The organism is Streptomyces sp. NPDC086023 (assembly GCF_044540325.1).
In the GTDB taxonomy this organism is placed as follows: Bacteria; Actinomycetota; Actinomycetes; order Streptomycetales; family Streptomycetaceae; genus Streptomyces.
Window position 1 is genome coordinate 69,277 of record NZ_JBITRX010000019.1, and the last position, 13,451, is coordinate 82,727.

The following is a 13,451-nucleotide window of genomic DNA, read 5'->3' on the forward strand; positions in this document are numbered from 1 at the left end:
GGGGTGCTGCCCGGAAGGGGGGCGGGGAGTCCCTGCCCCCCCTTCCGGGCGCGGTCGTACGCAGGCGGGCTCGCCCGGAGGTCATCCCGCCCGGCGGGATCCGCCGAAGAGCCGTTGCAGCAGGATGAAGGCCAGCAACAGGCCGCCGATGACGATGCGTGTCCACCATGAGCTGAGCGTGCCCTGGAAGTTGATGACGGTCTGGATGAGGCCGAGGACCGTCACGCCCAGTGCGGTCCCCAGGACGAAGCCGGAGCCCCCGGTCAGCAGCGTCCCTCCGATGACTGCGGCCGCGATGGCGTCGAGTTCCATGCCGCCGGCGTGCAGGGCGTAGCCGGACAGCATGTAGAGCGTCAGCAGCAGACCGCCGAGGGAGGAGCACAGGCCGCTCACGGCGTACACCGCAACCTTGGTACGGCCCACGGGCAGGCCCATGAAACGGGCCGAGGACTCGTTGCCGCCCAGGGCGTAGACGGTGCGGCCGAAGCGGGTGTGGTGCAGCACGACGAAGGCGAGCGCGAGCACGACCAGGGCGATGACCACGGCGGGTGAGACGAACAGGCCGCCGGGCAGGAGCACTCGCGTCTGGGCGATCAGCGTGGTCGTCGGGTCGGTGACGGAGATGGACTCGGTGCTGATCGTGTAGCAGAGGCCGCGGGCGAGGAACATGCCCGCGAGGGTGACGATGAAGGGCTGGATCTCGAAGGTGTGGATCACCCAGCCCATGAGGGCGCCTCCGCCCGCTCCCACCAGCAGGACCAGCGGCACCGCCAGGGCGAGCGGGAGGCCGTTCCGTTCGACGAGCCAGGCCGTGAGCATGGTCGACAGCGCCACCACGGAGCCGACCGACAGGTCGATTCCGCCGGTGAGGATGACGAACGTCATGCCGATCGCGACGACGAGCAGGAAGCTGTTGTCGATCAGGACGTTGAGCAGGACCTGCGCGGAGAAGAAGCCCTCGTACCGCAGGGAGCCGATCGAGAACATCGCGATCAGCAAGGTGGCCGTCACCATGAGCGGCAGATGGGCGGCATGCCGTACGGGGAACCGCTGGAGCGGCCTGGTGAGGGAACTGGGGATGGTGCTCACGGGTGGACCTCCTGCTGGCGGGCTCCCACGTCGCCGGCTGCGGAGCCGGGGGCCGGGGAGGCCCCCGCCCGGCGACGGCGGGAGAGCCGCGCGCGGAACGCGGGCGACTGGACGAGACACACGACGATGACGACCAGAGCCTTGAAGACGAGAGTGGTCTCCGGCGGTACGCCGAGGGTGTAGATCGTGGTCGAGAGGGTCTGGATGATCAGTGCGCCGAGCACCGTGCCGCCGAGGGAGAAGCGGCCGCCCGTCAGCGCGGTACCGCCGATGACGACGGCGAGGATCGCGTCCAGCTCGATCCAGAGGCCCGCGTTGTTCCCGTCGGCGCTGGACACGTTGGAGCTGATCATGAGGCCGGCCACCGCGGCGCACACGGCGCTGACGACGTAGACCATGACCAGGAGCCCGGTCGCCCGGATGCCGACGAGTCGGCTCGCGACCGGGTTGCCTCCCACCGATTCGAGGAGCATGCCGAGCGCGGTCCGCCGGGTGACGAGGGAGGTGACGGCGACGGCGGCCGCGGAGAGCAGCACGGCGAAGGGGAGGGTGAGCCAGTACCCGCCGCCGATCATCTTGTAGGCGCTGCTGGACACGCTGATGATCTGGCCGTCGGTGATCAGCTGGGCCACGCCCCGGCCCGCGACCATGAGGACCAGTGTGGCGACGATCGGCTGGACGCCCAGCCGGGCCACGAGGAAACCGTTCAGCAGGCCGATCACGGCGGCGACGCCGAGCGCCACGGCGATCGCCGACGTGACGGTGCCCGCGCTTCCGGGATCCTGCGCGGTGGCGATGTGCTCGCACGCGAGCGCGCCGGCGATGGCCACCGTCGAGCCGACCGAGAGGTCGATGCCCCGGGTCGCGATGACCAGTGTCATGCCGAGCGACACCAGGATCAGCGGGGCGCCGAACTGCAGGATGTCGATCAGGCTGCCGTACAGGTGTCCGTTCTGGACGCGGACGGCGAAGAAGTCGTGGGTGAGCGCGACGTTGCCCAGCAGCAGGGCGGCCAGGACGGCGGCGGGCCAGAAGAGGCGGTGTTCGGTGAGCTGCCGGGCGCCGGACGCCCGGGCCGGACGCCCCCTGGCGCCGGTGTCGTCGAGTGGTGTCATGAGGTGGCTCCGGTGGCGATGGTGCCCAGGATCCGGTCGGGCGTCAGGGTCGGGTCGTTGGGCAGGGTGGCGACGAACCGGTGGTCGCGCAGGACGCCCACGCGGTGGCTCAGCCGCAGCACTTCCTCGAGCTCGGCGGAGATGAAGAGAACCGCGGTGCCTTCCGTGGCCAGCCGGGTGACCAGTTTCTGGATCTCGGTCTTGGCGCCGATGTCGATGCCCCGGGTGGGTTCGTCCAGGATCAGCAGCTCGGGGTCGGTGAGCAGCCACCGCGCGAGCAGCACCTTCTGCTGGTTGCCTCCGCTGAGGTTGCGGACCTGGGCCTCGGGGTCGGCCGGGCGGATGTCGAGGACCTCGGTCCACCGGGCGGCGATCTCGTCCTGCCGGGTGCGGGAGAGTGGTTTGGCCCAGCCACGTGCCGCCTGGAGGGCGAGCACGATGTTCTCGCGGACAGTGAGTTCGCCGATCAGGCCCTCCGCCTTGCGGTTCTCCGAGCAGAAGGCGATCTTGTGGGCAATCGCGGCGCGCGGCGAGCGCAGGGCGGCACGCTCGCCGTGGATCCGGAGCTCTCCTCCGTCGGCGTGGTCGGCTCCGAAGAGCAGCCGGGCGGCCTCGGTGCGTCCGGAGCCGAGGAGCCCGGCCAGGCCGATGACCTCGCCGCGGTGGATGTCCAGGTCGTACGGCTGGATGGAACCGGCCCGGGCGAGTCCGCGGGCGCTCAGGAAGGGAGCGTCCGCGGACTCGGGGACGGCGGCGGCGCCGGTGTGGGAGGTCCCGGCCAGTTCGTCCAGGGTGCGCAGTTCGCTGCCGACCATGTGATGGACGAGGGTGACGGGCGTCAGCTCGTCGATCCGGTACTCGCCTTCGAGGCGGCCGTTGCGCAGGACGGTCACCCGGTCGCACAGGTCGAAGACCTGGTCGAGGAAGTGGGTGACGAAGAGGATCGCGACGCCCCGGTCCCGGAGGCGGCGCACCAGGGTGAACAGTTGGGCCACTTCGTCCCGGTCGAGGCTGGAGGTGGGCTCGTCGAGGACGAGGACCTTCGCCTCGACGTCCACGGCGCGCACGATCGCGACCAGTTGCTGGACGGCGAGGGAGTACGCGCTCAGCGGCATGCGGACGTCGAGGTCGAGTTCCAGCTCGGTGATGAGCCGTGCCGCCCGCTGGTGGAGGGCCGACCAGTGGACCAGCCCGAGGCGTCTGGGCTCGCGGCCGACGAGGACGTTCTCGGCGACCGAGAGGTTGGGGCACAGGTTCACCTCCTGGTAGACCGTGCTGATTCCGGCGTGTTGTGCGTCCAGTGGTTCGGCGAACCGCCGGGGGCTGCCGTCGAGGGAGATCGTTCCCGCGTCGGGCGGGTGGACTCCGGTGAGCACCTTGATGAGGGTGGACTTGCCGGCGCCGTTCTCGCCCATGAGCGCATGGACTTCGCCCGGGAACAGGCGCAGGTTCACGCCGTCGAGGGCGACGACGCCGGGGAACGCCTTGCGGATGCCGTGGGCCTCCAGGACCGGCCGGCCGGTGCGGGTGGGTGTGCGGGGGGTGGGTGGGGTGGGTGGGCCTGCCATCCGCCCTCCTCTCCTGAGGGACCGGGGCGGCGTGCGGGCCGCCCCCGGTCCGGTGCGGGCGGAAGGTCAGTACTGGCGGCTCGGCAGGGCTGCCGCGGCCTGGTCCTGGGTGAAGACGCCCTCCTTGACCTCGACCCGCTGCGGAACGCTCTCCCCCGCCGCGACCTTCTTGGCGAGTTCCATGAGCTGGTCGCCGAGGAGCGGGTTGCACTCGACCACGACGTTGATCTTCTTCTCCTGCATGGCGACGAAGGCGTCCTTGATGCCGTCGACGGAGATCACCTTGATGTCGACGCCCGGCTTCCTGCCCGCCTCCTCGATGGCCTGGATGGCGCCGAGGGCCATGTCGTCGTTGTGGGCGTACAGGACGTCGATGTCCTTGTGGGACTTGAGGAAGGCCTGCATGACCTCCTTGCCCTTGGCTCGGGTGAAGTCCCCGGTCTGGGAGGCGACGACCTTGAACTTGGGGTCGCCCTTGATGGCGTCGGCGAAGCCCGCCTTGCGGTCATTCGCGGGTGCGGAGCCGGTGGTGCCCTGGAGCTCGACGAGGTTCACCGGCGCGGAGGTGCCCTCGTACTCCTTCACGAGCCACTTGCCGGCCTCCTGGCCCTCCTTGACGAAGTCGGAGCCGAGGAAGGTGCGGTAGAGCGAGGTGTCCTGCGAGTCGACGGCACGGTCGGTGAGGATGACCGGGATGCCGGCGTTCTTGGCCTCCTTCAGGACGGTGTCCCAGCCGGACTCCACCACCGGCGAGAAGGCGATGACGTCCACCTTCTGCTGGATGAAGGTGCGGATCGCCTTGATCTGGTTCTCCTGCTTCTGCTGCGCGTCGGAGAACTTCAGCGTGATGCCGGCCTTTTCGGCCGCCTCGCGGACGGACTTGGTGTTGGCGGTGCGCCAGCCGCTCTCGGCTCCCACCTGGGCGAACCCGAGCACCAGCTTGCCGTCGGAGGAGCCCTTGCCGGTGCCGCCGGTGGTGCCGGTGTCCGCGGGCTGGGTGGTGCAGGCGGTCAGCGCACCGCCGACCAGGGCGGCGACGGCGAAGATGCGGAGGGCTCTGTGGGCCATGTCGTGGTTCCTCTCGGGACGTACGTCGTACCAGGCGGTGCTCTGAAGGAGGCGGGCCCGGTGAAGGCGTGGCTGCGCAGGGGTGGTTGAGCCGGGGGAAGCAGAGTGAAGCGTCGGCCCCGATGACCGGAAAGCCGACGAACGCGAGACATTGTGAGCGCTAACAGACTTGTAACTCAAGGGCTCTTACCGCTGTTACTCGTTCTTGATGCAGCGGACTGAGTCTGCGGCGACGTACCGGAAGGCCCGCAAGTCGGGCGAAGTGAGCGACTGTCGATCAACCTCGACCCTCGCCACGGGCCACGCGACCCCTGCCGACCCAGGGACCACTCCCGCCTCACACAGAGCCGACGCGACGCCCCGCCTGGGAACATCCACCGGGTGGTTGTGAGCGTTAACATCAAGCGCCCGGGCGCCCGGATCGCGATCGCGGACCGGAGCCGCAGGGCCGGGGACGACCGGAAGGCCGGCCGCGGAACGGCCCGTCAGGCGCTGGCGCGGATGACCAGACGCGTGGGGAGGATCAGCGGGGTGGGGGCCTGCCCGTTGACGAGGGCGACGAGCATGCGCGCCATCTCACGGCCGAGACCCTCCACGGGCTGGTGCACCGTGGTCAGCGGCGGATCGGCGATCCGGGCCACGGCCAGGTCGTCGAAGCCGGTCACGGCGACGTCGGCGGGGACGCGTCGACCGGCCTCACGCAGCGTGCGCAACGCTCCCACCCCCATGTTGTCACTGGCGGCGAACACTCCTTCCAGGTCCGGGTGGCGCGCCAACAGCGCGGCCATGGCCGCCGCTCCGCTCGCCTCGGTGAAGTCACCGACTTCCGGTGGGTACGGTTCGAGGCCCGCCGCCAGCATGGCGTCCTGGTAGCCGCGGTAACGCGCCCGTCCCACCTCGGTGTCCGGCCGCCCGCAGATCGTCGCGAGCCTGGTCCGGCCGAGCGAGATCAGGTACTCGGTCGCCGCGCGCGCCCCTCCGAGGTTGTCGACGTCGACGTACCATCGCGGGTTCAGGCCGACGGGACGCCCGCCGAACACCACGGGAATCTCCGCGTCTTCCGCCATCCGGGCCAGCGGGTCGTCCTCGCGCAGCGCCATCAGCATCACCCCGTCGGCCCCCTTGGACCGGAGAAGCCGTGCCACGCGGCTGCGGCCCCGGTCGGAAGCGGCCAGGCACAGCATCAGGTGCAGGTCGGCGTCCTCCAGCGCGGCCGAGGCGCCCACGATCACCTGGGCGAAGAACGGGTCCGCGAAGATCGAGGGGTCCTCCCCCGAAATGACCAGGGCGGCCGCACCGGTCTGCCGGGTCGCCAGCGCGCGAGCGGTCGGATGGGGAACGTAACCGAGGCGATGGACGGCCCGTTCGACCGCCTCCCGTTTGGCGCGGCTGACGTGCGGGGCGTTGTTGAGCACACGGGAGGCCACCGACCGCGAGACCCCGGCGAGTTCGGCCACCTCGTCAAGCGTCGACTGCCGTCGCGGCACACCTTCGGCCATGATCCGCCTTTCCTTCGCGGCCTGCCCGCCCGGAAGGCTGGAAGCGCTTCCAGTTCCAGGACTGTAAGGCCTTCCCGCCGTCGCGTGAAGTGCCGTTTCAAACGAGCCCACTTGACAGGCCCAACAGGGCGTCACACGATACCGGCCGCACCTCAGGCCGACCGAAGCGCGTACTGGGACCGCTTCCAGTGGGAGCGCTTCCACGCCGCAGGGGTTCCGTACCACCGCACTTCCTCAGTGCGCCGCCCGCGCTCGGGACGAGAGCGTGCGGCGCGTCCGCCCGTCAGGAATCGAGGTACCGTCATGCGCCACCGAATCCGCGCCCTCACGGCAGCCTTGCTCGCCCTCCCGTTGGCACTCGCCGTCGCACCGTCCGCCCAGGCAGCCGATCCGACCACCATGACCAGCGGGTTCTACGTGGACCCGAACTCGAGCGCGAAGCAGTGGGTCGCCGCCAACCCGGGTGACGGCCGGACGCCCGCCATCAGCGCGTCCCTCGCCAACACCCCCATGGCCCGCTGGTTCGGCTCCTGGAGCGGCACGATCGGCACCGCGACGGGCGCGTACGTCGGCGCGGCGGACCAGCACGACAAGCTGCCCGTCCTGGTCGCGTACAACATCTACCTGCGCGACTCGTGCGGCGGCCACTCCGGAGGCGGAGCCTCGTCGGCTTCCGCCTACGCGACCTGGATCGCGCAGTTCGCCGGTGGGATCGCCAGCCGCCCGGCCGTCGTCGTCCTGGAACCCGACTCCCTCGCGGACTACGGCTGCCTGAACCAGGCGCAGATCCGCGAACGCCAGGGCATGATCAGCGGAGCCCTCGCGGAGTTCAACCGCCAGGCCCCCACACCTGGGTCTACCTCGACGCCGGCAACCCCGGCTGGGTGAGTGCGGCGACGATGGCCCAGCGCCTCCACGGGGCCGGGCTCCGACAGGCACACGGGTTCTCCCTCAACATCTCGAACCACTTCACCACCGCCCAGAACACCGCCTACGGCAACGCCGTCAACAGCGAACTGGCTGCCCGCTACGGCTACACCAAGCCGTTCGTCGTCGACACCAGCCGCAACGGCAACGGCGCCAACGGGGAGTGGTGCAACGCGGCGGGCCGCCGCATCGGCACGCCCACCCGGCTGGGCGGCGGCGCCGAGATGCTGCTGTGGATCAAGGCCCCCGGCGAGTCCGACGGCAACTGCGGCGTCGGGACCGGCTCCACGGCCGGTCAGTTCCTCCCCGAGGTCGCCTACAAGATGATCTACGGCTACTGACCTCGGGCCCACTCCTGTGGCCCGGACCCCGCCACCCCCGGACTGGGCCGCAGGCACCACCGCCCCTCCTTCCCCCTCCCCTTCCCCTCCTCCCCCTCCGACCAGGAGCCCTCATGAAGCCACGCAGCCTCCGGCACCGTGCGGCCGCCGCCCTCGCGGCGCTCGCGACCTGTGCCGCCCTCACCGCGACGCAGGGACAGGCGCAGGCCGCGCCCGCCGCGGATCCGCTCACCCCGGCCACGAAGTTCTACGTGGACCCGCACAGCAAGGCCGCAGCGCAGGCGCTCACCGACCTCGGGAACGGCGACTTCACGAACGCGGTGAACATGGCCAGGCTGGCGAGCTGGCCGCAGGCCGAGTGGTTCACCGAGGGCACACCCGACGAGGTCCGGGCCAAGGTGAGAAGCCTCGTCCGCGACGCCAGGACGGTGAACCGGACCCCCGTCCTGGTCGCCTACAACGTGCCGGGCCGGGACTGCACCCAGTACTCCAGCGGCGGCGCCCCGACCTCTGCCGCCTACCGCCGGTGGATCGACGCCTTCGCCGCCGGCATCGGCGACGGCAGGGCCGTCGTCGTGGTCGAGCCCGACGGCCTGGCCCTCCTCCCCAGCGACTGCGGTCCGGGGGTGGACCCCACCGGCGAGCTCACCGCGGCCCGCGTCGCCGACCTCGCGTACGCGGTCAGGACCATCAAGGCCAGGGCCCGCACCGTGGTCTACCTCGACGCGGGCAACGTCCTGTGGCGGCCCGTCGGCGAGATGGCGCGGCGCCTGCTCGACGCCGGCATCCAGAGCAGCGACGGCTTCGCCCTGAACGTGTCCAACACCCACCCCACCGACCACAACGCGCGGTACGGCACCTGGATGGCGAAGTGCATGTGGTACGCCACCGAGGGGCCCGAGCACGCCCGCGGACACACCGACTGGTGCGCCACCCAGTACTACTCGCCCGCCGCGCCCAACGACGGCGTCCCGGGCAACGCGGTCGACTCCGCCGACCCCGCCACCTGGCGCTGGACCGACGCCTGGTACGACCGGACCGTGGGCACCCCGCCGAACGACGCGCTGCACCACTTCGTCATCGACACCAGCCGCAACGGCCTGGGCGCCTGGACCCCGGAGCCCGGCAAGTACACCGGCGACCCGGAGATCTGGTGCAACGCGCCCGGCCGCGGCCTCGGCCCGCGCCCGACCGCCGACACCGGCGTACCGCTCGTCGACGCCTACCTGTGGATCAAGATCCCGGGCGAGTCCGACGGCAGCTGCACCCGCAACACCGGCGGCACGATCGACCCCGAGTACGGCATCGTCGACCCGCCGGCCGGCACCTGGTGGCCGGCCCAGGCCCACACCCTGGCCCGCAACGCAGCACCCCGCCTGACCTTCAACCACTGAACCTCACTCGGCCGCGGCGAAGCCCTGGGCGTAGCCCCAGCCCTGCCCCGCGCGAGATTCCGCGACAACAGTCCGGCAGGCAACGCCGGCGGCGGCCTGCGCCCACTCCTCTCGCGTGCTCCGGTCCCACTCGGGCTTCGTGGCCCACACGTACATCACGCCTTCGTGTGGAGCGAAGCCGATGCTGGTGTTCTCGTCGCTGATATAGCGGGGGTCTTCGAACAGACGGGAGTTGGCGTTCCAGTCGACAAAGAGCTGGTGGACCGCCTCGGTTGCCACTCTGATTTCGCGCTTGTCGACGCTGGGGATCTGGGCCGCAGCCAGTCCTTCGTCAGTGGGGTGCCAGGTCGGCGCCTGCCCGGGGTCGGTGGCAGTGCGGTCGATGGTCTGTGTGATGCAGCCAGTGTTGGCGCGGAAGTCGTCCTCCCACACGATCGCCGGCGCCGTGGGCGTGGTGTTGTCGACCAGGACGTACTCGTCGTACGGAAGGGACGTGTAGATGCCCGCCATCATGCGCAAGGTGAGGCAGGCGTTCTTGGCCACTGACTGCACAACACGTGACTCCACAACCGGGCCGCTGATGGATATGTAGAGCTCTCTCCGGGATGGGGCGTAGCCCACGTCGTACTGACCGCTGTAGTTGTACTCCTCGCCGATGCCGTAGCTGAGGTCGTGCCCGAGTGCGGCCTCGGTCTCGATCTCCACTTCTCCCTTGGCACGACGAGCTGCACGCCACGTGGCGATCGTCGCCTCGTCCACGTTCGCAGGAGTAGGGAATGACGCGGCGTCCACCACAGCCTGGGAGCTTGCTGCGGGTGAAGCGGAAGCCGGCATGGTGGCGGTCTGGCTGGGGGATGCGCTGGCGGGAGGACGGGAACTCGTCGAAGGCGTCTCCGTCTTGTCGGGCTGCAGGGCCAGCGCTCCACCTGCCAGGCCACCGAGGACAGTGCCCACCACCGCCGCGATGCCGACGAGTCGTCTGCTGGAACGGGCAGGACGTTTCCAGTTCGGGTCGTCCAGAGTAGGGACGTCCCACTGGGCGGCGACGAGATCGCCCACCAGTGTCGGCTCCGCACCCGTCGGCGCGACCTGTGTGGCCTGTGCTGCGAGGAGGACGGCACATGTCTCGGCAGCGTCCCACGCGGTGGCTCGGTCCCCCGGCTCCTTCGCAAGAGCGCTGCTCACGATGGCGTGGAGTTCGCCAGGAAGGCCACGCAGATCAGGGTCCTCGGACATGACCCGGTAGGCGACCGCGTCGGGGACTCCCCCACCGAAGGGCGCACGACCGGTGGCTGCGAAGGCTATGAGGGCGCCCCAGACGAACATGTCGCCCTCAGGACCCGTTGTACCGGTGCGGTAGTGCTCAGGGCTGATCCATCCTGGGGTGCCGGTCAGAATGCCGGTACGCGTCACGGATGTGCCGTCGGCGGCATGAGCGATGCCGAAGTCCAGGACGCGGGGACCGACCGGGGTCAAAATGACGTTCTGCGGCTTGACGTCCCTGTGGACGACACCCGCGGCATGAATGGCCGCGAGAGCCTGGGCCGTACCTGCGGCAAAGGCGTACAGGGTTCCACCGGCAAGTGGACCGTACGTCGCGATGTACCGGTCGAGGGTGAGCCCTGGAACGTAGGCGGTGGCCAGCCACGGCGACGCGGCTTCGACGTCAGCCGCGATCAGGGGTATGAGGCACGGGCCCTGGACACGAGCGGAGAGCTGCACTTCTCGGCGGAAGCGGGCCCGGAACTCCGCGTCGTCAGCCTGGGCAGGATGGACGACCTTGACCGCGACCCGTAGACCGGCGGCGTCGAGGCCGGCGTACACCGTGCCCATGTCCCCTGAGCCAAGGCGCCCGATGATCCGGTAGGGGCCGACGCGCTTGGGGTCACCAGGGTGGGCAGCCAGCACCCGCCCACCAGAACGAGCACTGCTCACCGGGCTTCCGATCTCCTTCAGACGTGCAGCAGGCCAAAGGCCGGACGCATGCCGGTACCTGAGAGCTGGATATTAGCCGCGCGTCGAGGCGATAGGCACTGCCTTCTCAGGCGATGGTCGGCAACGCTTCCTCATCGAGCGCACAAGAGCGAAACGGGCCGACGAGCCTCGCCCGCCGCGCTCCGTCGCTTTCGCCGCAGCGCGTCTGTTCATCGGTGCGCGCCGCGGCCCAGCCCTCCCCCACAATCGACTGACACCCCATCAGAACGAGCGTCACGAGCGTCATTTCAGCGTCAAGATATCGCCCGTAACGCCCACACTGCACATGCTACCCACCCATAAAACCGCAGGTCAGGCGTCCTTCTTCGCCGGCTCCAGGATCGCCACGCACTCCACGTGGTGGGTCATCGGGAAGGTGTGGACCCCTGAGGTGGTGAACAAAGCCGCAGGTCAGAGCCCGTTTCCCCCTGCTCTCCGGGGGGCCGTGCGTCAAACGAGCGTCACCAGCGTCGGCGTGCGCCACGGGCTAGCGCCACGCTAGCTGCGCCGCCCTCCAGGGGTGCTTTGGCCAGGGTAGCGGAAACGTGTACGGCGCCGCCGGCCACACACGGAAAGGGGTGTGGCCGGCGGCGCCGGGGAAACGCGATGGGCGAGGTGGGCGAGGGTTACCTACCGTCACCGACGCGAGTATCCGTGGTCGGGTTCGACGTGGCCCCCTCTGGAACGATCACCGCAGCGGCACCGGCCAAAGGGGCGGGCGGGCGGCGCACCGGCCCGGCCTCTGAGTGGCCGCCAGCTGCGTGCTGGTGGGAACGGACGGTCGCGTAGTCGACCGCACCAACCCAGTCCAGGTCGTCCTCTGCATCCGCCCGGGCGAGCAGGGCGGCGAAGACACGTTCCCACGCGCCGTCGATCGGACACATCCACAGCCTGCTGTGGGCGCCCTTCCAGGAACTGAACCTCCCCAGGGGGGCCATCCACGCGTCCTGATGCGGCACTTGAACGCTATCGCGTCAATCACCTGCCTGTGCTGCTCCCGCCACCGCCCACCCCGCTTCGACGTCTGGTCCGACTCAACCCGCGCCCGCTGCACGCCAGTCAAACGGTCAGGGGGCCCGTGCCGGGGCCTGACCTGCAAGATCCACCTCGCCGGTGGCGGTGCCGGTTCGGTGCAGCAGTCAGAACTGCGAGATCGCGAAGGTAGCATGAGCAAGGCCAAGCAAGTGATGTACACCACGACAGCTCCCTTGACAGTTTAGGGAGGGCGGCATCCCTTCCTTTCCCTACCGAACGCTCTCACCTGCTGTTTCTTCTCTCAGCAAGACGAACTCCCCGCGCAGCCAAGAGGGATTGTTGCGGTCCAGGTGCTAGACATCTGCACAACAATGAGTGTGGCGCCGAGGCCACGAGCGTGCGGAATATAGGCCCCGGCGCCGCAATCGGACGCGGCTGCAAGAACAGCCCACAGGTCATCGAGCTGTGGCGGAAGGGAAGAACTGTCATGTCAGTGAATCGGCCGTCCCGTTTGGACTGCGTCGTCCACGGAGCTGCTGAGGCACCCGCGTTCCCGAGTACGCAGGTCGTCGTCGTAGTAGTCGTGGCCATGACTCTGGCTACGGTCCTAGTAGCCCTTGGGCACGCGGTGCCGGATGCGTTGCAGGTCATCGGCGGAGTCGCCTTGATCTCCACGCTGTTCACCGTCCGCGGCCTCAACCCGATTGCTCACCGACTCCGAGTGTGACGTCAAATGGGACGTAAACCCAGGGCGTTGCCGAGGGAGCCCTCTCCCCTCGTGGAACTAGCTAGTTGGCTGCGAGAGCAGCGGAAGCGAACGGGAATGACCTACGCACAACTAGCCGAGCGCATCGAGTGCAATAAGTCCACTCTCAGCAGAGCAGCCAATGGCACGGAGCTTCCATCACTCAACTTGGTGGAGAGGTATGCGATGGCCTGTGGGGCTGACCTGAATACAGGTAGACGATTACATTGGCAGTGTTTGAGAGAACTGAGAATCAGGCGCATGCTCAGGGAAGAGAAGCCAAAGAGGCCGGACATGGTGGTGACACCAACCGACCTTTGGAACGCGCTTGTGTCGGTGTATGCACTATCGGGGCTCACGTACCGAAAAGCCGAGCAGAAGGCAAAGCGCCTCGCCGAGCAGGGAGTGCTCGCTCACCCGATCAGCCGTGCCAGCTTTCATAATTTTGTCACCCGGAGAACTCCTCTGACGCGGCGGATCATGCTGGCCGTCATCGCGGTCAGCGATGTCCCGCAAGATGAATGGATCTTCTGGGAGTCGGCATGGCGTAGCGCACGGATGGAGTTCGTTCGCTCGGCCGCTCGGGACGGATCGCCTGCCGCTCGCGAATATCTGGAGCAGCAGCGCGAACACCTTCCGAAGGTGTGGGGGATCCCATGGAACAACTGATCCCTTGAGTAATGCGACTCGGAATGTGGCGAGTCTGACCCGGATTCAAATCTGACTCGTTTGCTGAAAGACTCCGGAGTTGCGGTG

General features: G+C 69.0%; 9 protein-coding genes and 2 pseudogenes. 4 read left to right on the forward strand and 7 right to left on the reverse strand.

The features are described from left to right. Positions 1 to 81: 81 nt before the first annotated feature. From yjfF to ACIF6F_RS29935, 5 genes are all read right to left on the reverse strand, one after another. A complete protein-coding gene (gene yjfF, locus ACIF6F_RS29915; RefSeq protein ID WP_399953847.1) occupies positions 82 to 1,080 on the reverse strand; it encodes a galactofuranose ABC transporter, permease protein YjfF in 999 nt (332 codons plus the stop codon). Between the two features lie 5 nt (positions 1,081 to 1,085). Then, the gene (locus tag ACIF6F_RS29920; protein ID WP_399953659.1) at positions 1,086 to 2,204 is read right to left on the reverse strand and encodes an ABC transporter permease; all 1,119 of its coding nucleotides are present in this window, start codon (positions 2,202 to 2,204) and stop codon (positions 1,086 to 1,088) included. Then, positions 2,201 to 3,772, reverse strand: coding sequence for a sugar ABC transporter ATP-binding protein (locus ACIF6F_RS29925; RefSeq protein ID WP_399953662.1), 1,572 nt, complete (start codon positions 3,770 to 3,772; stop codon positions 2,201 to 2,203). The genes ACIF6F_RS29920 and ACIF6F_RS29925 overlap by 4 nt, the downstream gene beginning before the upstream one ends. A gap of 66 nt (positions 3,773 to 3,838) precedes the next feature. After that, positions 3,839 to 4,840, reverse strand: a complete 1,002-nt coding sequence (locus ACIF6F_RS29930; protein ID WP_399953664.1) for an ABC transporter substrate-binding protein — start codon at positions 4,838 to 4,840, stop codon at positions 3,839 to 3,841. 485 nt (positions 4,841 to 5,325) lie between these two features. Next, positions 5,326 to 6,339, reverse strand: coding sequence for a LacI family DNA-binding transcriptional regulator (locus ACIF6F_RS29935; protein ID WP_399953668.1), 1,014 nt, complete (start codon positions 6,337 to 6,339; stop codon positions 5,326 to 5,328). Between the two features lie 303 nt (positions 6,340 to 6,642). Here ACIF6F_RS29935 and ACIF6F_RS29940 point away from each other — a divergent pair. Next, positions 6,643 to 7,607: pseudogene (locus tag ACIF6F_RS29940) on the forward strand (glycoside hydrolase family 6 protein). A 113-nt stretch (positions 7,608 to 7,720) separates the two neighbouring features. Further along, positions 7,721 to 9,001, forward strand: coding sequence for a glycoside hydrolase family 6 protein (locus ACIF6F_RS29945; RefSeq protein WP_399953671.1), 1,281 nt, complete (start codon positions 7,721 to 7,723; stop codon positions 8,999 to 9,001). A gap of 3 nt (positions 9,002 to 9,004) precedes the next feature. On the opposite strand, the gene ACIF6F_RS29950 is transcribed toward ACIF6F_RS29945, so the two are convergent. Next, on the reverse strand, positions 9,005 to 10,936 hold the full coding sequence (locus ACIF6F_RS29950; protein WP_399953674.1) for a serine/threonine-protein kinase: 1,932 nt from the start codon (positions 10,934 to 10,936) through the stop codon (positions 9,005 to 9,007). Positions 10,937 to 11,042: 106 nt separating this feature from the next. Next, positions 11,043 to 11,222, reverse strand: a complete 180-nt coding sequence (locus ACIF6F_RS29955) for a hypothetical protein (RefSeq protein ID WP_399953677.1) — start codon at positions 11,220 to 11,222, stop codon at positions 11,043 to 11,045. Positions 11,223 to 12,683: 1,461 nt separating this feature from the next. On the opposite strand from ACIF6F_RS29955, the pseudogene ACIF6F_RS29960 reads away from it, so the two are divergent. Continuing rightward, a pseudogene (locus ACIF6F_RS29960) lies at positions 12,684 to 12,890 on the forward strand (helix-turn-helix domain-containing protein); the annotation flags it as partial. A gap of 66 nt (positions 12,891 to 12,956) precedes the next feature. After that, positions 12,957 to 13,364 (forward strand): hypothetical protein, encoded by a 408-nt coding sequence (locus tag ACIF6F_RS29965; protein WP_365134524.1) that lies wholly within the window; start codon positions 12,957 to 12,959, stop codon positions 13,362 to 13,364. Positions 13,365 to 13,451 lie beyond the last annotated feature (87 nt).

Bases quoted from the DNA above. Each gene is read 5' to 3' on its own strand.
- ACIF6F_RS29965 (WP_365134524.1), top strand. From the start codon at position 12,957: ATGCTCAGGGAAGAGAAGCCAAAGAGGCCGGACATGGTGGTGACACCA.
- ACIF6F_RS29930 (WP_399953664.1), bottom strand. From the start codon at position 4,840: ATGGCCCACAGAGCCCTCCGCATCTTCGCCGTCGCCGCCCTGGTCGGC.
- ACIF6F_RS29945 (WP_399953671.1), top strand. From the start codon at position 7,721: ATGAAGCCACGCAGCCTCCGGCACCGTGCGGCCGCCGCCCTCGCGGCG.
- ACIF6F_RS29925 (WP_399953662.1), bottom strand. From the start codon at position 3,772: ATGGCAGGCCCACCCACCCCACCCACCCCCCGCACACCCACCCGCACC.
- ACIF6F_RS29955 (WP_399953677.1), bottom strand. From the start codon at position 11,222: ATGACGCTCGTGACGCTCGTTCTGATGGGGTGTCAGTCGATTGTGGGG.
- ACIF6F_RS29920 (WP_399953659.1), bottom strand. From the start codon at position 2,204: ATGACACCACTCGACGACACCGGCGCCAGGGGGCGTCCGGCCCGGGCG.
- ACIF6F_RS29935 (WP_399953668.1), bottom strand. From the start codon at position 6,339: ATGGCCGAAGGTGTGCCGCGACGGCAGTCGACGCTTGACGAGGTGGCC.